The 19,957-nt window shown below is 42.6% G+C and carries 16 protein-coding genes and 1 pseudogene; 11 read left to right on the forward strand and 6 right to left on the reverse strand.

Translation table 11 applies throughout. The features are described from left to right. Positions 1–86 precede the first annotated feature (86 nt). The 4 genes from EI164_RS08230 to EI164_RS08245 all read left to right on the forward strand — a co-directional run bounded on the left by EI164_RS08230 (position 87) and on the right by EI164_RS08245 (position 4,840). Positions 87–1,472, forward strand: coding sequence for a glycerophosphodiester phosphodiesterase family protein (locus EI164_RS08230; protein ID WP_225739185.1), 1,386 nt, complete (start codon positions 87–89; stop codon positions 1,470–1,472). 386 nt (positions 1,473–1,858) lie between these two features. Then, positions 1,859–2,641 (forward strand): response regulator, encoded by a 783-nt coding sequence (locus EI164_RS08235; protein ID WP_192519500.1) that lies wholly within the window; start codon positions 1,859–1,861, stop codon positions 2,639–2,641. Between the two features lie 33 nt (positions 2,642–2,674). Next, positions 2,675–4,462, forward strand: coding sequence for a two-component system sensor histidine kinase CreC (creC, locus tag EI164_RS08240; RefSeq protein WP_192519501.1), 1,788 nt, complete (start codon positions 2,675–2,677; stop codon positions 4,460–4,462). Between the two features lie 132 nt (positions 4,463–4,594). Beyond that, the gene (locus EI164_RS08245; protein WP_192519502.1) at positions 4,595–4,840 is read left to right on the forward strand and encodes a hypothetical protein; all 246 of its coding nucleotides are present in this window, start codon (positions 4,595–4,597) and stop codon (positions 4,838–4,840) included. A 140-nt stretch (positions 4,841–4,980) separates the two neighbouring features. Here the strand turns inward: EI164_RS08245 and aroC are convergent, their stop codons facing one another. After that, positions 4,981–6,084, reverse strand: coding sequence for a chorismate synthase (gene aroC / locus EI164_RS08250; RefSeq protein WP_192519503.1), 1,104 nt, complete (start codon positions 6,082–6,084; stop codon positions 4,981–4,983). A 77-nt stretch (positions 6,085–6,161) separates the two neighbouring features. Continuing rightward, positions 6,162–7,337 carry a 50S ribosomal protein L3 N(5)-glutamine methyltransferase gene (gene prmB / locus EI164_RS08255; RefSeq protein WP_192519504.1) on the reverse strand — a complete coding sequence of 392 codons (1,176 nt, stop codon included), beginning with the start codon at positions 7,335–7,337 and terminating at the stop codon, positions 6,162–6,164. 368 nt (positions 7,338–7,705) lie between these two features. On the opposite strand from prmB, the gene EI164_RS08260 reads away from it, so the two are divergent. Then, a complete protein-coding gene (locus EI164_RS08260) occupies positions 7,706–9,055 on the forward strand; it encodes a L,D-transpeptidase family protein (RefSeq protein WP_192519505.1) in 1,350 nt (449 codons plus the stop codon). Positions 9,056–9,148: 93 nt separating this feature from the next. Here the strand turns inward: EI164_RS08260 and EI164_RS08265 are convergent, their stop codons facing one another. After that, on the reverse strand, positions 9,149–9,361 hold the full coding sequence (locus EI164_RS08265) for a hypothetical protein (RefSeq protein WP_192519506.1): 213 nt from the start codon (positions 9,359–9,361) through the stop codon (positions 9,149–9,151). A 290-nt stretch (positions 9,362–9,651) separates the two neighbouring features. Here EI164_RS08265 and EI164_RS08270 point away from each other — a divergent pair, with 290 nt between their 5' ends. The 5 genes and pseudogenes from EI164_RS08270 to EI164_RS08290 all read left to right on the forward strand — a co-directional run bounded on the left by EI164_RS08270 (position 9,652) and on the right by EI164_RS08290 (position 16,950). Beyond that, complete coding sequence (locus tag EI164_RS08270) at positions 9,652–11,409, forward strand: DUF389 domain-containing protein (RefSeq protein WP_192519507.1); 1,758 nt, start codon at positions 9,652–9,654, stop codon at positions 11,407–11,409. 165 nt (positions 11,410–11,574) lie between these two features. Next, a complete protein-coding gene (gene alaS, locus EI164_RS08275; RefSeq protein WP_192519508.1) occupies positions 11,575–14,247 on the forward strand; it encodes an alanine--tRNA ligase in 2,673 nt (890 codons plus the stop codon). Positions 14,248–14,545: 298 nt separating this feature from the next. After that, positions 14,546–15,832 carry an aspartate kinase gene (locus tag EI164_RS08280; RefSeq protein WP_192519509.1) on the forward strand — a complete coding sequence of 429 codons (1,287 nt, stop codon included), beginning with the start codon at positions 14,546–14,548 and terminating at the stop codon, positions 15,830–15,832. Positions 15,833–16,216: 384 nt separating this feature from the next. Continuing rightward, positions 16,217–16,384, forward strand: a pseudogene (csrA, locus tag EI164_RS08285) (carbon storage regulator CsrA); the annotation flags it as partial. Between the two features lie 191 nt (positions 16,385–16,575). After that, positions 16,576–16,950: a HopJ type III effector protein gene (locus tag EI164_RS08290; protein WP_225739186.1), complete on the forward strand. Its 375-nt coding sequence runs from the start codon at positions 16,576–16,578 to the stop codon at positions 16,948–16,950. A gap of 74 nt (positions 16,951–17,024) precedes the next feature. Here the strand turns inward: EI164_RS08290 and EI164_RS08295 are convergent, their stop codons facing one another. Then, the gene (locus tag EI164_RS08295; RefSeq protein ID WP_192519510.1) at positions 17,025–17,336 is read right to left on the reverse strand and encodes a YeaC family protein; all 312 of its coding nucleotides are present in this window, start codon (positions 17,334–17,336) and stop codon (positions 17,025–17,027) included. 54 nt (positions 17,337–17,390) lie between these two features. Further along, positions 17,391–18,395, reverse strand: a complete 1,005-nt coding sequence (locus EI164_RS08300; RefSeq protein ID WP_192519511.1) for an NAD(+) kinase — start codon at positions 18,393–18,395, stop codon at positions 17,391–17,393. 300 nt (positions 18,396–18,695) lie between these two features. Between EI164_RS08300 and EI164_RS08305 the strand changes: the two genes are divergently transcribed. Beyond that, positions 18,696–19,418: a Bax inhibitor-1/YccA family membrane protein gene (locus EI164_RS08305; protein WP_192519512.1), complete on the forward strand. Its 723-nt coding sequence runs from the start codon at positions 18,696–18,698 to the stop codon at positions 19,416–19,418. A gap of 252 nt (positions 19,419–19,670) precedes the next feature. Here EI164_RS08305 and EI164_RS08310 read toward each other — a convergent pair whose 3' ends face one another. Continuing rightward, positions 19,671–19,913, reverse strand: a complete 243-nt coding sequence (locus EI164_RS08310) for a calcium-binding protein (protein WP_192519513.1) — start codon at positions 19,911–19,913, stop codon at positions 19,671–19,673. Between the last annotated feature and the right edge of the window lie 44 nt (positions 19,914–19,957).

Here is a 19,957-nt window from a genome sequence, read left to right on the forward strand (position 1 = left end):
CTTTTACATCAATTATGGCTACGTCTGATGCCAGCATACTTTTTAGAACACCACCATTTTTTTAACTTTTTGTAGGGACAGTTTACATGACAATGTCAGATAATTCAGTGGCTAGGCTGAATCAAATAAAAAATCCATCCTTTAAAGCATTCAAACAAATTAATATGATCATGGCATTGACTGCCGCTTCTACGCTATCAATGGCCGCAGATGATATACGCACTACCACGTTGACTCAAACGTCCCATCAAACTATTAAACCCTCACTAAAACAGTCACCCAAAACCTTGCCAGCTAAGCCTCAAGCTTATACTTATGGTGTGCGGCCCTTTTATTTGGTCAACGATATGGACGCAGGACCATTAAAAGACGAGCTGATGTCTTGTAGTGCGCAAACGCCTAGCAAAACCGACTTTTCTATTGCCCATCGCGGCGCACCTTTACAGCTACCAGAACACACTTATGACAGCTACCTCGCCTCAGCGCAAATGGGCGCTGGCATATTAGAATGCGATGTGGCTTTTACCAACGATGGCGAGCTGGTCTGTCGCCACGCACAAGACGATCTGCATACCACTACCAATATCCTTGCTACCCCACTCGCCAAACAGTGCACCGTACCACCTATCATAGATGCCAATGGTGTACTGACCAATGCCGACAGTATTGAATGCCGCACCTCAGACATTAGTGTCAATGAATTTAAGACCCTGACAGGGAAAATGGATGCCGCAGATAAAACCGCCACTAACCTAAACGACTATATGAATGCAACGGCTGCATGGCGAACCGATTTATATTCACAGAATGGTCAAGTGCTCACATTAAAAGAACATATTCAGCTTGCCCAAAGCCTCGGTATGAAACACACGCCAGAGCTAAAATCACCAGCAGTTACCATGCCATTTAACGGCTATAGCGTAGATGCTTATCGTCAGCAGTTGATTGACACTTACAAAGACGCAGGCGTGGCTGCCAGTGACGTGTTTGCTCAGTCGTTTAATATTGAAGATGTCGATTACTGGATTAAACATGAGCCTGATTTTGGTGCGAATGCCATTTACCTAATCGACGATAGCAATGAGACCGCAACTGGCAAAACCTTTGATAACAATGACCCCACTACATGGAAACACTCTCTCACTAATATCAAAGCGCGTGGTATTAAAACCATCGCACCGCCACCTTGGATATTGGTCACCACTGACGCGACAGGTAAAATGATACCGTCCGCTTATGCCAAACAAGCCAAAGCGCTTAATTTGGATATCATCACTTGGTCACTAGAGCGCTCAGAGCCTTTAGCGACAGGCGGCGGTTGGTATTATAATGATTTGGATAAGGCAATTAATAACGATGGTGATATGATGACGTATATCGATGTACTGGCACAAGACGTTGGGGTAAAAGGTATTTTTTCTGACTGGCCTGCAACCGTTACCTACTATGCAAACTGTAAGGGCTTGAGCTAATAACGGCTTAACTCTTTCTATCGAGATCGGTTGATTAAGCTCAAATCATCTCTGTTTATTACTGGCAAGGTCAACCAAGTCGCCACTTGGTTGACCTTTTTTATACCACAAAGGCAATCAAACGCTTATTTTTCCATAAACTTTCCATGGCTTTTGATAAGCATTATCAGAATGCCTTGGGACTTTTGTGCTAGGATAATCTCAACAACTTTAGGGCCCTTTTATAACGCCTACATACAAACTATATTCAACAGAGTCGGCACTGACAATATTTGTGCGATGATGGTTGATTGATGAATTGAGGTGCTTGATTAATGAATTAATGAACCAACCGCCGCGTCAAATACGCCACTTTTTACACATTTTTATTAAATAAGTATACCGTCATGACTCATATTTTATTGGTAGAAGATGATCCCGCTATCGCGATGTCGCTCAAAGTCACCTGCAAGCGAGAGGGTTGGCAGATTACTTGGCTAGACAATGCCAGCAGTGTACTACCGATGTTACACAGCGAAGAGGCAAAAACGCTATCGGCCATTATCTTGGACGTGGGATTGCCTGATGGCGATGGTTTAAGCCTATGTCAGCAAATACGTCATACCTCTGATATAGACGATTTAAAAGATCTACCAATCGTATTTTTGACCGCTCGTAGTGATGAGGTGGATCGCATCTTAGGGTTAGAGATGGGCGGCGATGATTACTGCGCCAAACCCTTTAGTCCACGAGAGTTGGTCGCACGCCTAAAAGCCATTTGGCGGCGTGAGCAATTGCTGTCTCAACAGTCAGCCATGCAGGCCCCATCAACAGAAGATATCGCAAACGACAACGCTACCCATAATATGTCGGGTCAAGCGTTAACCTTTGAGTGTCAATCTGGTGTTTGGCACTATCAACCGCTCAATTACTCGTTAATGTGGCAAGAGCAAAAGCTTGAGCTGAGTAATACCGAGCGCAAAATCTTATTGACCTTATTACAAGCACCCAATCAGGTATTCAGTCGCGAGCAGTTGCTAAATGCCGTCAGTGATTATCCTGATCATCGTCTGGCTCGAACGATAGACAGTCATATTAAGGCGATTCGTAAGCAATTGGCGACTGTCGATGCTAGCACTGATGTGATTCATACACATCGCGGGCTAGGTTATGCGTTGTGCCCTGCTTAGCGCTCTATAACTACCAACTGTACTGATAACCATATGAGTCATAAAACAAATAAAATTGATGATGATAGCGCGAAAAACCGCTCTACTCATCATACTCATGCCAGCCAAAGCAATTGGTATGCAAAGCTACATCCCATCGGCACGGTACAGCAAACAACTGAGCCAAAAAAACTGCTGAATTTAAGTATATTTTTTAGAATATGGTTGGCCGTTGCCTTAGTACTGAGCATTTGCGGTGTGGCCGCGTTTACGCAACTGTTTGGTTATGTCAAACCAACAGCGCAGCAAGTCATCGAAGATACCTTGTTAGATACCAGCAAACTACTTGCAGCAAGTCTACAGGTGCCATTAGCTTCAGGACAGCTGTATGACGAGGACTATCAGGAAAGGCTTGATACTGTATTTATTGGCACGCCAGTAACGAGTAAAATCAGAGAGCCAAAGTATAAAAGTAAAAACCATAGTAGCTTTCGGATATATGTAACGGACCAGACAGGCATGGTTATATATGACTCTTTACCTGAGCCTAATAATGACGAAGGACAAGATTACAGCCGCTGGAACGATGTATACCTGACCCTAAAAGGTCAATATGGTGCAAGAAGCACGACACAAGATCGTTATCAGCGCGATGGTACGATTATGTATGTGGCACAGCCGATAAAAGATGAAGCTGACAACCTAATTGGCATTGTCAGTGTCGGTAAGCCTGTCGCTAGCGTATTGCCATATTTGGATGACACGCGCAATCGCATGCTCGTTACCGCGCTGTTTATGAGTATTGCTGCTCTTATTTTGGCAGGGCTGGTGGCCTGGTGGCTCAAGCAAAGCATCACACTCGTGACTCAGTATACAGGTGCACTGGCTGAAGACACCAAAAAGCCCTATTTTTATTTAGGTCATGAGCTCAACAGCCTCACAGATACCATTGAATCGATGAAACACCGACTAGAAAACCGAGCGTATGTCACTGACTACGTCCATACCCTCACCCATGAGCTTAAAAGCCCCTTAACGGCCATTCGTGCCAGTGGCGAACTATTAGAAGATGACGGAGTTGATAATAGTCTGCTTGATAATACAGACCGGCAGATGCTCATCGAAACCATTGGCGAACAAAGCATCAAAATGCAGAAATTAATTGATCGACTACTCTTGCTTGCCAAAGTTGAGCAACCCAGTTTTAAGCTAAATCGGCAATTAACGCCTCTATTACCTGTGTTACAAACGCTCAAAAAAGACAATGCCGCTAAGTTACAACAGCAACAACTACCGCCGATCGATATCTATGTTAATGATATATTATTGACTGATAAAACCGACTTATCACCAGAATCATTAGCAAACACCCACGTATTTGCAGATCAATTTTGGTTGGTGCAGGTATTGCAGAATATATTGGACAACGCCATTTATTTCGCCAAAAACACAGTCACTATTCGGCTGTATAGTCATGTACATACCCTAAACATTGATATTTTTAACGATGGTAAGTTACTACCTGATTATGCGGTTGATAAAGCATTTGACCGTTATTTTAGCCTCTCGCATCAAAGCCAATCTGCCATGCATTCAGACGAGTCCTCCAAAGTAGCGACCCCGCAGGCACAGGCACAGCCGCATGCAACGAGTAATACTCTTAAAAAAGGCACTGGCCTTGGTTTGACCTTAGTAAAACAAGTTATTGAACATCATGGAGGTCAGGTCTCGATTAACAATATTAATAGTAATGAAGACGCTAAAAATGACGAGGGCAATGCTACTAAACACCCGCATTCTGGCGTAATGGTAAGTATTACCTTACCTTTGGCGAAAGCATAAAATACAGACCCACGCGTCCTGTACTTTAACGACAGTTCATACATTTTCCATCACTCCTGCACAGGTTTTCTATCTGTTTGTCTTACGATAGCGTTATTCAAATTCGTAATCACCATTAAAGGTAGAAAACCTATGCAACCATCATCTATTGAAAACCTACTAATCAAAAACCAGCTTATTGAAAGCCGTTTGATTGAGAACGATTTGATTGAGAGCCTACTGGGTCATAGCCGTCATCATTGTGCACAGGCTTTATCCAATCAAGGCATCAATAGTATTGAATTTGGGCATTGGCTCGCCATCCCTAGTCAGCAGCTATTATTGGTATTTCGCCATCAACGCTGTGTGGCAGTTGATGCTTATCAAATAGCGGCCTAAGCATTTACTCACTGCGCCCGACCTTTTAATCATCCACAAAAAAGCCCTATGTTCGCTCTAATTATTTCTAATGAGCGCAAACATAGGGCTTTATCAGTTACTTTACGATCAAAATACTGGTATTGGTATTGATATGAAGACTATGTAATCGATTCAACTGGCTGCTCGACATCAGCATTTTGACCGCGGTGACGTAGGTAATGATCGAGCAACACAATCGCTAGCATGGCTTCTGCGATAGGCGTGGCACGCACACCAACACACGGATCATGACGACCTTTGGTCAGCATATCGATTGACTCACCTTGCGTATTGATACTCTTGCCAGCCGTGGTAATGCTAGAAGTTGGCTTGAGGGCGATACTGACACGAATGTCTTGCCCTGATGAGATACCGCCTAATATACCGCCAGCATGATTGGCAGTGAAACCGTCTGGTGTCAGCTCGTCTCGGGCGCTATGACCGAACTGTCCAGCCACCGCCATACCATCACCAACCTCAACACCTTTAACAGCATTGATACTCATCATGGCATGGGCAATATCAGCATCCAAGCGATCAAACACTGGCTCACCGAGCCCCACTGGCACACCGCTGGCGATAACTTCCAGACGCGCGCCGCAGCTGGTACCTTCACGGCGCAGGCTGTCTATCAAGGTTTCAAAACGGCTCACGGCTTCTTTGTCAGCACAAAAAAACGGATTGCTATTCACAAAGTTCCAATCAATTTGACTCGCGTCTGTTACCTTACTATATTCATTGCCAATCTGCGTCACATGCCCACGAACTTGCACACCCAGTCGGTCTTGTAAGTATTTTTTGGCAATCGCACCAGCCGCGACTCGCATCGCTGTTTCGCGTGCTGATGAACGACCACCGCCGCGATAATCACGAAAACCATACTTCATACTATAAGTGTAATCGGCATGACCCGGACGAAAAGTATCTTTAATCTCGCTATAGTCTTTTGATTTTTGATTGGTGTTTCGAATCAATAAACCAATCGATGTGCCCGTCGTTTTACCTTCAAACACACCAGAGATAATTTCCACTTCATCAGACTCACGGCGCTGGGTAGAATACTTGGACGTCCCCGGCTTACGGCGATCCAAATCTATCTGCAAATCATCTGCAGATAATATCAATCCTGGTGGTACGCCATCAACGATTGCCATAAGACCTGAACCATGCGATTCACCGCACGTGGTAACCGTAAAAACCTGCCCAATACTATTGCCTGCCATAACTATCCTTAAACCAGTAAACGCTACTGATGACTATTTAACCAACCGATTGTGATTTTGATACTGCTTATATTGAACTATTGAATGCTGTCTAAGAGCTGAACATAAGCGGCAAATAGCTGACGATGTGACACAAGCTCATCATAAGTAATCGCAAAGACACCATGACCGCCATGAGCAAACTTGAGCCAGTCAAACTGAATTTCAGGATAGGCTTGCTTTAATGCCCATTCGCTATCGCCCACTTCACAGATAAGCAAGCCGTCTGGGCTTAGATAATCTGGTGCTTCAAACAAGATACGATGTACCAAATCTAAGCCATCTTGACCCGCTGCTAGCGCATGCTCAGGCTCATATAAAAACTCAGGTGGCAAATCAGCCATAATCGCTGCATCAACATACGGCGGATTGGTCACAATAAGCTCATATTGGTTTTCAGTCGGAATCTTAGCAAACAAATCTGACTCAATCACATTGACTTGATGACCAAGATCATGGTGGTCGACATTGACCATGGCCACTTCGAGCGCGCCTTTATCGATATCAACAGCATCCACTAAGGCATCGACGAAGCGAGTCGCAAGGGCAATAGCAATACAGCCAGAACCTGTACACATATCCAAAACACGCTCAGGCTGCGACAGTTGCTTTACGTCTAAACCATGATCATAAAACACTGCGCCTTGCTCATTAGGATTGCTCCCTAACGGCTTAGCCAACTCAGTCACCTCAAAGTAAGGATGAAACTGCTGACGTATCAGTTCTGCTATCGGTGAGCGCGGAATCAACACACGCTCATCCACATAGAAAGGCAAATCGCAGAAATAGGATAAGTTAATCAAGTAACTGAGTGGCTTACGCTCTGCGATACGCTCTTCTAACAGACTAAGCACCAGCTGTTTTTCTGATGTGGTCAAACGACAATCAAGAATTTGCTCATTTGCAGACCAGTCTAGCGATAAGGAATGTAATACAATCGCAGAGGCCTCAGCGAACTCATCTGTCGTGCCTTGTGCAACGACCACATCGTAATTACGCAACTGAGTCACAGAAAAACGGATGAAATCACGAATACTAACGAGCTGCTCACGCGCTTCTTCTAACTCGGCGTGTAAATTAGCAAACTGATCGTCTTCACCTAAGAGTCCAGTTTCTAAATCGAATGACATATTATCTTCTGAACCTTCAGATTCATTGTCATTGAAGTACTGATTTTGAAACTCTTCTGCGCTCATTGTTTGGTCTTCTGACATATCATACCTTGCTGATTACATGGTCGTTGACTACATGTGGGTGAGTTAAATTGCTTGCTGTTAAAAATCGATTTATTCACTAGGCGTGTGAATGTAAACCTAGTCTTATATTATAGACATAAACGCTAGGCAGCGCCAACACTTGCGCTTTTGTGCCTATAGAAATAATGCGAAAGATAACAAACCTTTATAAGGTAATTGGGTCTTGAGCTGTATATACTCTCGTTAAGATATTACCCAACTGTAGTGAATACGTCAGCAGTTGACGTTTAGCAAGCATTAAGTGAAAAAAGATGTGTCTAAAGTTTGCGAAGCATCTAAAGTTTGCGCATAATAGCTGCATTAGCACAAACTACAAGTGATTTAACATGATGAAAATAAAACCTATTGTTACCGCGCTATCTATCGCTATTGTGAGCGCTAGTGCGATTGCCGCCACTACTGACAGTACTCGCACATTGCCAGTACGTACAGCCGACTCACTCGCCAAAAAAGTTAGCCTCGATGTGCAAGAAAATCGTAGCAACTCACTAGGTAGCGGTTCGTCAGCTGATAGTATGACGCAATTAATCGATTCAAAAAAAGACACAGAATCAGCCGCTGCAGATAATATGAGTGCTGTAGAGCTGACACGTAAAGATGAACAAGCTGATCGTAATGACGATATTACCGAAGGTCAAGCTGTTGCAGCGCCTAGCGATATATCATCGATCGATTCATCTGACCCACTCTCTTTCGAATTACCTGAGAGTGAAAAACGTCAAGATTTTAGCAACGATCCAACCATCAAAAATATCGAAAGTAAGAATGGTAAGAGATACACCACGCTTAACTTGTCAAACTATGCCAAACAAGTCAATGAGTCAGTTTGGTCGCCGAATATGAAAGTCAACTCAGCCATGACGATTAAGATGCAGGCGTTACTCGACTGGAACCATGCATCTCCTGGTCCTATCGATGGTGGCTGGGGTATGAATAGTAAGAAAGCCCTTACCAATTTTCAGAAGATGAAAGGTTTGTCAGCAACTGGCAAAATGGATCAAAAAACATGGAATGCCTTGATTAAAGACATTCCAGCCAACAAACCTGTATTGGTTACTTATACCTTGACGCAAGAAGATCTTAATACAAACTTTGCAACCACCCCTTCTGGCTCAGAAGCCAAGTCAAAAATGAAAGGGTTGTATTATCAAGACATCAAAGAGATGCTCGGCGAACGTTTCCACATGGATGTGCGCTACTTAGATAAGCTCAATAAAAACAAAACGTATAAAGTTGGTGAAACCATTACCGTACTGAACACTCGTGGCGAGCTAAACCAACGCATCAACCGTATCGTTGCCAATAAGGCAGACAAAACACTGTATGCCTATAACGGTGATAAGCTGGTCGCTACCTATCCGACCACCGTTGGTAGTGATGCTACACCGTCACCAAAAGGTACGTTTAAAATCATCAATAAGGTAAAAATGCCTTGGTATAAATCTACTGTCGGTAAAGGTGCCCAAAAGAAAGTTCATATGATTGCACCAGGACCAAATAACCCAGTAGGCGTCGTATGGATGGGACTGTCTAAACCTTCTTATGGTTTGCATGGTTCACCAGTACCTGAGGGCATCAGCCGCCAAGGCTCAGCAGGTTGTGTTCGTTTGACCAACTGGGATGTACTAGAGGTTTATGCCAATGTTGAAAACGGAGCCACTGTCGAGCTCAAATAGTTTTCCACCGTAATTACCAAAAAAGACCTTGATATATATCGAGGTCTTTTTTATGTCTAAATACAAAGTCATGTTGAACAGGCGCAAGCTTTCTTACGCTTCATAACCTTCTTCATTTCCAGTAATACTACTAATTTTTTTGGTAAAAAATAACCCTGCTGGGATAGAAAACACAATCCCAATGGCAACGGCTATTTGAATATGATGTATTTCATTAAAACCCGTTACTAAAGCGCCAATCATAAACATACCGACAGTTACCGTGGCTGCCATTGAATAGATGACAGAAAATAATGGCCAGTTCATAAGATACTCCTTACTTTTATTGTGGATATAATACATTTATACATTAATCCCATATTAAAAGTAAGTATTTAATATGACCCTAGATAGCAGCCATAAAAGATGAATAAAAAATAAACCCATGCTATTATTAAGGTTTTAATTTTTAGTGCTGCTAAGCTAGCAAAAACCACTTATGCAGTGGTTACCGCTCCACAAGCAATATATATCCTCAGCCACAAAAAACTCATACATCTTTATCTGTTTATCATTACAATAATAACTTTCTTTTATTCTTTAGAAAGCTACCTGCCATGACACCTTCTGAAAAAGACCCCATTAACGACTCTGTCATCTCAGAGGAAACACTAGACGATACTCATACGCCAAATGAACAAAATGTCTCGGTTAATGCTGCAGAGCCTAACTTAAATCATTCCGAAAACCTTGATGAGGATGAGAATGAATTCGGCGAAGATGTGTCAGGTGCCCAGCCACCTGAATCCAAAGTTGTCATAGAATCACTCAGCGAGGATGTAGCCGTGGCGTCTTTAGAGCCCTCTGACAACACTACACCTGAATCAGAGACATCTGATCTTGAAACTCAAACATCTACTGACAGTACAGACCTTAAATCACCACATGAGACCGATAATACAAGCAACACCTCAGAAACTACCAAAACCTCAGGAACTACCGAAAACTTAGAAAGCACCAAGTCAAATGAGCAAACCTCTCACGATGAGGCAGATGCTAAAATAACTGCTAAAACAGAAAATATCCATCATTTAGAAGAAGGCCAAGGTACCACCGATACACAACCTAATGACTCAGTAGCAGCCACAACGCCATTTTCTGATCGTAATGTAAACACAAACACGTCAGAAAACAAGATTGAAGAGAGTCAAAAAAAAGAAACAGTAGAAGATGATCTGGATCAAGAAAACGAGAGTAGCGAACAGGAAGAAGAGGTCAAAGAAGAAAAAGAAGCCAAACTTGAGTCTTATAAGCAATTTGTCGCTGAGCAATTTAGTAATCAAAAAGTAGACTACCCCGAAGTACGAGTCAGAATTGAAGCCAATGCACTGCCCAGCCGAATGTATTTCATTATGAATATACTTTCAGCCATTATTGCCAGTTATGGACTGGTGACCAACTCGGCAGCTGTCGTCATTGGAGCCATGCTCGTTGCTATGATGCTAGGCCCAATTACTGGCGTAGCATTGGCCATTATTGATCATCGTATGCCGCTACTGCGTAGGTCACTTATCACTATGCTAATAGGTGTATCGTTAGTCGTATTCGTCGGCTTTATCGTAGGATGGTTACACAAAGATCAGCCTTTGACGACAGAGATACTGTCGCGTACTCAGCCAACATCCATGGATTTAATGATTGCTCTAGCGGGTGGTACTGCAGGTGCCTATGCGATGGTATCACCGCACCTCTCGGTTGCCGTTGTGGGCGTAGCTGTTGCCACAGCATTGGTACCGCCGCTTGCAGCTAGTGGTATTTTATTTGCTAACGGTGAAGTACAGCTCGGGCTTGGTGCTTTTCTACTAGCAATCACCAACATTATTGCCATTCAATTTACCAATGCGCTTGTCTTATGGGTTTTAGGATTTCGTCGTTTGGTTGATGATGACTACAAATCCAACACCTACTTAACTTTTTTGCGGCGCAATGCCGTGACGTTAATATTGTTAGGCGTATTGGGCACTTACTTGTCAATCAACTTACAGAGCAATGCTAAACAGCAGAAGTTTGAGAGTGGTGTAAAAGAGTCTATTAATAGCTACTTTATTGATAAAGGTAATGTGCTGACCAATACACAATTTGATACCGTAGATGAACATCAAGTGGTACGAGCAGTCATCCGTGGTGAGACAACACCTAGCTCATACGATGTACGTCAGATTGAGTCTATTATTGCTCAAGATATGGCCAACAGTTTCCCTAACTATTTACCCATTAAACTACAGCTGCGCTACTTCCCAGTACAAGTCATAGAGTCCAATCCACTGGTAAAAGATAAGTTAGATGAAACCGATGCAGCGATTTTAGCCAATTAGGGCATGTCCTAATCAATAGCTATTTAACTGAGCTATAAATGGCTAAATGTACATAATAACCCTGCAGTTGTAACTCTTGTACCAAGAGCTTGGAGGTTTGTGCTAAAATCGCTTGCAAAATTATTTTTTCACCTATCCAACTCTATCCGTCAGTAAGGAGCCGCTGTGAGCCAGCCATTTCGCTCAGCCGATATTCGCCAAGCCTTTATCGATTTTTTTATAAGCAAGCAGCACACCCAAGTTTCATCATCTAGTCTGATTCCACACAACGACCCGACATTACTATTTACTAATGCCGGTATGAATCAGTTTAAAGAAACTTTTTTGGGTATGGAACCACGTGACTATACACGTGCTGTGACCTCGCAAAAATGTGTGCGTGCAGGCGGCAAGCACAACGATTTAGACAATGTTGGCTACACCGCGCGTCATCATACTTTTTTTGAAATGCTTGGTAACTTCTCGTTTGGTGATTATTTCAAGCAAGCGGGCATCGAATACATCTGGGAGTTTCTGACTTCAGATGAATGGCTAGCGATCGATAAAGACCGTTTATATGTCACTATTTATGAAACTGATGACGAAGCCTTTGATATCTGGAATAAAAACATCGGCATTCCAAGTGAACGCATCATTCGTATTGGTGATAATAAGGGTGCGCCTTACGCGTCAGACAATTTTTGGACGATGGGTGACACCGGTCCTTGTGGTCCTTGTACTGAAGTTTTTTATGACCATGGTGCCGATGTTGAAGGCGGCTTACCTGGCACACCTGAAGAAGATGGCGACCGCTTTATTGAGATTTGGAACTGTGTATTTATGCAGTTCAATCGTCAAAAGGACGGTACATTACTACCGCTGCCAGCACCAAGTGTCGATACAGGGATGGGGCTCGAGCGTATCAGTGCTATCATGCAGGGCGTTCATGGCAACTATGAGATAGATTTGTTTGTCCATTTGATGGATGCAGCAGCTGAGATTTTAGAGATTACCAATGAGCAGCAGTCATCGCTAAAAGTGATCGCTGATCACATTCGTGCCGTTGCATTTTTAATTGCTGATGGTGTCACGCCAAGTAACGAAGGCCGTGGTTATGTACTACGCCGTGTGATTCGCCGTGCAGTACGCCATGGTAACAAACTAGGTGCGGACAGTGAGTTTTTCTACAAGATGGTTGCGCCGCTAGTCGCTGAAATGGCAGTAGCCTACCCTGAGCTAAAAGATAAGCAAAGCATCATCGAAAACGCTATTCAAAAAGAAGAAGCACAGTTTGCCAAAACGCTCGCGCAAGGTTTGCGCTTGCTTGCCACTGAACTTGAAGGCTTACAAGATGGTGATACCTTATCTGGTGAAGCAGCTTTCAAGCTGTATGACACTTATGGCTTTCCGCTTGATTTGACCGCTGATATTACTCGTGAGCGTGGCATCGTGATTGACGAAGCTGAGTTCGATGAGCATATGCAAGCACAACGTGAACGCGCACGCGATGCCGGTAAATTCGATGTTGATTATAGCAGTGTTATTCAAGTAGAGACGCCGACGAGCTTTATTGGTTACGAGCAACTTGAAGAAACAGGCGTAACCATTGATGCGCTTTATCAAGATGGCAACCCAGCTGACAGCTTAGCAGAAGGAATGGAAGGTGTTGTGGTACTTGACCGTACACCCTTCTATGCCGAAGGTGGTGGTCAAGTTGGTGAATTGGGTGAGATTCGTACTGAATCAGGCGTCTTTGAAGTCCAAGACACCAAAAAATCTGGTCAAGCAATTATCCATCATGGTGTGGTCACCATGGGTGAGATTACGACCAAGCAAACAGCAGAGGCGCAAGTGCTCTCTAGCATTCGTGCTGCCAGTGCTAAAAACCACTCGGCCACTCACCTATTGCATGCCGCGCTAAGAGAAGTGTTGGGTGATACGGTATCGCAAAAAGGTTCACTGGTCTCAAGCGACGTACTACGTTTTGACTTTGCTTACGACAAGCCCGTTAGTCCTGCTGAAATCAGCCGTATCGAACACTTAGTCAATGAACAAATTCAAGCCAACACTCCTACTCGTATCGAGCACATGTCTATTGATGAAGCCATGAATCAAGGCGCGATGGCACTGTTTGGTGAAAAGTATGGTAGTGAAGTTCGTGTCCTTACCATGGGTACAGACAGCATCGTAGACGGTCAACGCAAGCCCTTCTCTATTGAGTTGTGCGGTGGCCTGCATGTACAGCGCACTGGTGATATTGGCGTACTAAAAATCACTAGCGAATCAGGTATTGCCGCTGGTATTCGCCGTATTGAAGCCGTCACTGGTATGAATGCGATCAAGAATATTCAGCAAGGTGAACAGCAATTGAGCGAGCTTGCCAGTCAGCTGAAAGTAAAACGCCCTGATGTGGCTCAGCGTGTACGCACCATGGCGGATAAGCAACGTGATCTAGAAAAACAACTAGAGCGCTTACAACAAAAAATAGCCAGCGCTCAAGCTGCTAACTTACTCGATGACGTGCAAACTATTGCAGATACGCCAGTACTTATCAGTACATTAAGCGGTATCGATGGCAAATCTATCCGTACCCTAATGGATGACATCAAGTCGAAACTTCCAGATAGTGTGATTGTATTGATTGGCGATAAAGATGATCAGCTTGCACTAGCAGCCAGTGTGGCTAAGTCTGTCACGACCAAAATCAAAGCAGGTGATATCATTCGTCACTTGGCAAGTGAACTGGGCGGTAAAGGTGGCGGTAAGCCTGACTATGCACAGGGGGGCGCACCAAAATCGGCCGATACTAACGCTGTTGTTAATGCCCTACCTGCTTGGATTGAAGCTCAGCTTGGCTAATACCGAATCTGATTATACTGCTACTTTATTTCACATATAGTCGATTGGTTATAATAGCTATAACCAATCGCCATACATCTTAACCGTACTGACGCTTAACGTTATGATGTAGATATGGTATAAAGGTCAACGTTTAAGCATATCGTTCATCTATTACCTACTAAGTACGACTAGTAAATAAACAGCATAGAGCGCAACTCTTATAATACGGCTTTATTTATGCAAGCATTGATTGAGCGTCATATTGACTCTCATTGATGATCACAAAGGGCCATTAATGAATAATAGGTAGATTTTTATGGCGTTAATAGTACAGAAATATGGCGGTACCTCGATGGGCAGTATCGACCGCATAAAAAACGTCGCCCAACGAGTCAAACGCTGGCATGACAATGGTCATCAAGTGGTTGTGGTGGTTTCTGCTATGAGTGGCGAAACCAACCGCCTGATTGATCTTGCACGCCAAATCAGCGCTCAGCCAGATCCCCGTGAATACGACCAAATGGTTTCAACAGGTGAGCAGGTTTCTATCTCTTTATTGGCCATGGCGATTAAAGATCTCGGCATTGGTGCTCGTTCATTCACAGGTCGCCAAGTAGCGATTAAAACGGATAATGCCCACAATAAAGCCCGTATCGAAAGCATCGATGATCAAAACATACGTGAGCAATTAGATGCTGGAAACATCGTCATCGTAGCCGGCTTTCAGGGCATTGATGCAGAAGGCAATGCCACCACATTAGGTCGAGGTGGCTCTGATACTACTGGTGTCGCTATTGCAGCGGCGCTAGGTGCTGATGAATGTCAAATCTATACCGATGTTGATGGTGTCTATACTACTGACCCTCGTGTCACCTCAAAAGCCAAAAAACTTGAAAAAATCACTTTTGAAGAAATGCTAGAAATGGCAAGTCTTGGCTCTAAAATTCTACAGATTCGTTCAGTAGAATTCGCTGGTAAATATGGTGTACCTTTGCGTGTACTATCTAGCTTTGATGAAAATAACGACGGTAGTTTTGACCAAGAATTTCAAAACAATGTCGGCACCCTAATTACGATAGACGAAGGAGACAGTATGGAACAGGCAATCATCTCAGGTATCGCTTTCAACCGAGACGAAGCAAAAATTGTAGTGCGCGGTGTACCTGATCATCCTGGTATTGCCTCTGCTATCTTGAGCCCTATTGGACGTGCCAATATCGAAATCGATATGATCGTACAAAACCTTTCGGATAATGGTACAACTGACTTTACCTTCACTGTTAATCGTACTGACTTAGACAAAACACTAAAAGTGCTCAATGACGAAGTCAAAGACGAAATTGGTGCCAAAGAAATTTTGGGCAATAGCGAAGTTGTCAAAGTTTCATTGGTTGGTGTTGGCATGCGCTCACATGCAGGCGTTGCTAGTCTGATGTTCCAGACACTTGCTGAAAACAACATCAATATCCAAATGATATCGACCAGCGAAATTAAAGTATCAGTACTAATTCAAGATCAACATTTAGAAAAAGCTGTTAAATCATTACATACAGCATTTGGTCTTGATCGTGAAGATGGCGAAAGTAAGATCGCTGGGTTATAATAGTTTCTGATAATCTTGATCCCTAGTTGTATAGCTGGGCTATCATTTTTATTAAAATATAAATTTAGCTATCACATATTTGTTATTCATAGCATTCAATAATTTTTGATTAAATAGGGTCTTTTTAGATCCTATTTTTATTATTGCTAGGCTTAGTAGTTAACTAATAGTTTTGTGAAAACTCGTGACAGTATCTGTTATGCCCCCTATAATGGGCTTTCATTTGGGCTAAATGAATCTACCTATCATTACCGTCATTGGTACAACGTTTAAATATTATCGTTATACCAACATACGACATATTCAGTACGACGGTGATGTCCTGCAATTGAGAAGTAATATAATGAGTAATAACCTGTCAATGCGACATAAGGAGTGTGACGCATGTTAATTTTGACACGCCGTGTAGGTGAAACGCTAATGATTGGTGACGAGGTCAGTGTGACTGTCCTAGGTGTCAAAGGTAATCAAGTACGTATCGGTGTAAATGCACCTAAAGATATTGCCGTACACCGCGAAGAGATTTATCAACGTATTCAGCATGAGCGCTCTGTACAGTCGCAAATGCAGCATCTAGAGCAAGGTAATTTTGCGCCTTCTTTTGATGATGAAGATTACTTTAATCGCTAAGCTGTCATGCTTAATCATTGAGCGTATGAAAGCATTGTGTTTTTATAAATATCATATATAGATATTTTATATAAAAACTGTATTTTTTTAATCTGCTCTGAGGTCATTTATTTATGAGTATTCGCCAATCAGATATATCGGCTCTACTTAATGGTTTGAATAAGAAAGCCATTGGATTCAATGATGTCATCAGTTTTATTGATGATTTTTATCGCTATGCGCCTGCCCCTTTTGTTAATGGTATGGTCCATAATGCAGCTGGTGAAAATGAAGGCAGTGCCAAGATTTTTGGTTTTGCTAAACACCATGGTCTTGATCAATTGGATACGCTAAAACTATTCGGCGAGCACTACGCCAAAGTTCAAGCAACACCTAACGGTACCGATCATGCCAATATTCGCAACTTTTTGCATTGGGGTTGGCAAGGTTTTTTGATGCAAAAAAACCCATTGACACCACGTCCTAGCGTTGATACTACTGCACTTTAATGACCCATCAGATAATAAAAAAGCCACGCTACATATAGCGTGGCTTTTTTATTGCGGCTTACCATAATAGATGCTTATTTATTATGAAACTTAACAGGTTGCACCGCACCTTTAGGATTAGGCATATTTGGGTAATGATGCTCATGCTCGACATCACACTCTTCTCCAACGATAGAACCATCTTCTTTTACTGGTTTATGAATATAGCCTGTACGTTCAGCAGGCTGTAGATGTTCATGCTCCCAGACCATCACTGCTTGCATGCAAGTGTCGCGCTGTTCAGGCGTCAATTTTCGACCATCAGGCCATTTACCCAACTCAATTGCCACACGAAATTTATCAACCACTTCTGGCGTCAAACTTGTCAATATCGTTTGTTTGTCCATCTTAACTACTCTCCACTACTACTTTTTGTTATGTTCTTTATATAAACTTCTCGCTTATTCATCATCCATAATATCATCATCGACATCCAGACTGAACTCTTCGGCATGGACGTTCCAGTGTAGCTTTGTACGACAAGCTTCATAAAAATCAAACCCTGGTGGATGCAATAGCGTGAGCTTGTCAGGATGTTTACGGATATAGAGACGCTGTTCTTGCTCAAGTGGTACACTTGGCTTACCATCTGCACTAACCATCGGCTGAGTGCGATTGTCTTCGTGAATACGAATACACACCTCACTATTACCACTCACCACAATTGGGCGACTGGACAAGGTATGTGGATGCATAGGCACTAGGCAAATGGCATCCATACTTGGGTGAATAATAGGGCCGCCACCAGACAATGCGTAGGCTGTTGAACCTGTAGGCGTTGCCGCTATCAAACCATCACTATGCTGTCTATATACATCCTGACCATCAATTTTCATCTGAAAATCAATCATATGTACTGATTTACCAGCATGTAATACCACATCATTGAGCGCCATGTCTTCATGGATAATCTTACGCCCTTCTCGTATTTCCATAGTCAATAGAAACCGATGATCAAGTTGATAATCACCCATTAGTACTTGACGTAGCTTAAAGGCAGCCTCATCAGGTTTTACATCTGCCAAAAACCCAAGCCGACCACGGTTTACACCTAATACAGGAACACGGTAACGTGCCAATGCTTCAGCGGCATGTAATATCGAGCCATCACCACCAACGACAATGACCAAATCACAAATTTCACCTATCAAGCTACGCTTGACGATTTTGACTTTTTCAATCTCAGTCAGATTCAGAGTAGGTAAATTGGCTGTTTTCACATCCATAATCAATGTGAGATTCATATCATTGATGGTTTGAGCAATCTGTACCAAACTTTGAGTGACACTGCGTTTTCCTGCACGGCCCATCAAACCAATACGCCTAAAAGCAGGGTTTTTGATAGCGTGGAACAGCTCTGATTCATGTAAGTGTGGCAATCTTTCGGACGGCGCTGAGTTTTCCATAAAACGACTCGGTATAACGGTAAAATACTAAGCAATGATAGCGATAAAATAGCGCTTAGACTAGCATGTTTATAAATTATCGTTGTTAACTGTCGTAAGCGGCCCCATATAAGATCTATTATACGTTACTCTTAGACGTGTTTGTTTAGCGATATAGACCGCTCTATTATAACTCAATAGTCACCTTCAAAGTGTTACTAGCCCTGATGGCTGTCACGTAAACACAGTTGACAATAATGGCGGTTTTGCTAGAGTAACGGTTATCTAAATTATTTATATTTTATTATTAAGGACATATATATGGCCAATCCTATTGTCAGTCGTGCAGAACTTGCGATCGGCGGTAATCCAATGACGGTCAAAGGTGTAATCCAAAAGACCAGTCTATTACTTGGGCTATCAGCCATCACTGGTGTGGGTTTTTTCTTTTACGCTCTCATGGCAGGTCTATCACAAGGTTTTATTATGGGAGCAGCTTTCGGTAGCATGATTGCTGCATTCGTTCTAGCTCTTTTCATCACTTTTAAGCCACAAAAAGCCAAGACTTTGGCTGTACCTTATGCACTACTAGAAGGTATATTTCTAGGTGGTGTATCACTGTTTTTTATGAGAATGTACCCAAGCGTGCCAGTGACTGCAATGTGTGCAACTTTTGTCACCGCAGCCGTTATGCTAGGACTCTATCGTTCGGGTTTAGTCAAGGTGACTGAAAAGTTCCGCTCGATCGTGACCTCAGCGGTTATCGCTATTATGCTAGTTTATGTAGCACAGTGGGTGCTTTCTTTAGCGTTTGGTTCAAGCCTACCTTTCTTATTTGAAGGTGGCGTAATCGCTATTGGATTTAGCTTGTTTGTCATCGTTATTGCCTCTTTTACACTGCTGTTGGATTTCGATAATATCGATCGCGGTGTAGCAATGGGTATATCAGAAGACTACGAATGGTTATTCAGCATTGGTATACTTGCCACGCTAGTATGGATGTACGTTGAATTTATGCGCCTCTTAAGTTATCTACAAGACTAATCTACAGATTCTGTCTGATACTAAGCTAAAAAACCGCCTTTGATTAAGGGCGGTTTTTTTGTGGGTTCAAGAAAATTCTGATTTATAGCTAAGAGTACGATGACATTTGCAAAAATATACTCATTAAATGAAGTAAGGGGAATAATTGTTTTTGATTTGAAAATAGGCAGTAGAATCAATAACAGCTCTACTGCCTTTAATTTCATTCTCTCACGACACGACTCTTTCATTTAGACTCATATCAATATAAAGCTATATAACAAGAGAGCTCTCGATAACAGAGCTCATAATATCTTGATTGAGTTGTGAAACATCGTGGGTAGCTATCGTAGCAATTATTTCATTAACATTTTCTTTATCAAGAACTCTTCCATCATCAAATTTTATTTCGTCCAACTGATAACTTTGATTAGAAAACCAGTTCTGTATAACTAGCGAATCATCATCTAAGAAATCTATTGTGAGGTTTGTACTATCTTTAGCTTGTAGTGGCATAATTAAATTGGACAACTGCTAAGAGGCTATACTAACCCAAAGAA

Source organism: Psychrobacter sp. FME13 (assembly GCF_014861395.1).
Taxonomy (GTDB): Bacteria; Pseudomonadota; Gammaproteobacteria; order Pseudomonadales; family Moraxellaceae; genus Psychrobacter.

Excerpts from the sequence above, each read along its gene's own strand:
- EI164_RS08230 (WP_225739185.1), top strand. The coding sequence starts at position 87 with ATGACAATGTCAGATAATTCAGTGGCTAGGCTGAATCAAATAAAAAAT.
- EI164_RS08235 (WP_192519500.1), top strand. The coding sequence starts at position 1,859 with ATGACTCATATTTTATTGGTAGAAGATGATCCCGCTATCGCGATGTCG.
- creC (WP_192519501.1), top strand. The coding sequence starts at position 2,675 with ATGAGTCATAAAACAAATAAAATTGATGATGATAGCGCGAAAAACCGC.
- EI164_RS08245 (WP_192519502.1), top strand. The coding sequence starts at position 4,595 with ATGCAACCATCATCTATTGAAAACCTACTAATCAAAAACCAGCTTATT.
- aroC (WP_192519503.1), bottom strand. The coding sequence starts at position 6,084 with ATGGCAGGCAATAGTATTGGGCAGGTTTTTACGGTTACCACGTGCGGT.
- prmB (WP_192519504.1), bottom strand. The coding sequence starts at position 7,337 with ATGTCAGAAGACCAAACAATGAGCGCAGAAGAGTTTCAAAATCAGTAC.
- EI164_RS08260 (WP_192519505.1), top strand. The coding sequence starts at position 7,706 with ATGATGAAAATAAAACCTATTGTTACCGCGCTATCTATCGCTATTGTG.
- EI164_RS08265 (WP_192519506.1), bottom strand. The coding sequence starts at position 9,361 with ATGAACTGGCCATTATTTTCTGTCATCTATTCAATGGCAGCCACGGTA.
- EI164_RS08270 (WP_192519507.1), top strand. The coding sequence starts at position 9,652 with ATGACACCTTCTGAAAAAGACCCCATTAACGACTCTGTCATCTCAGAG.
- EI164_RS08280 (WP_192519509.1), top strand. The coding sequence starts at position 14,546 with ATGGCGTTAATAGTACAGAAATATGGCGGTACCTCGATGGGCAGTATC.
- EI164_RS08290 (WP_225739186.1), top strand. The coding sequence starts at position 16,576 with ATGAGTATTCGCCAATCAGATATATCGGCTCTACTTAATGGTTTGAAT.
- EI164_RS08295 (WP_192519510.1), bottom strand. The coding sequence starts at position 17,336 with ATGGACAAACAAACGATATTGACAAGTTTGACGCCAGAAGTGGTTGAT.
- EI164_RS08300 (WP_192519511.1), bottom strand. The coding sequence starts at position 18,395 with ATGGAAAACTCAGCGCCGTCCGAAAGATTGCCACACTTACATGAATCA.
- EI164_RS08305 (WP_192519512.1), top strand. The coding sequence starts at position 18,696 with ATGGCCAATCCTATTGTCAGTCGTGCAGAACTTGCGATCGGCGGTAAT.
- EI164_RS08310 (WP_192519513.1), bottom strand. The coding sequence starts at position 19,913 with ATGCCACTACAAGCTAAAGATAGTACAAACCTCACAATAGATTTCTTA.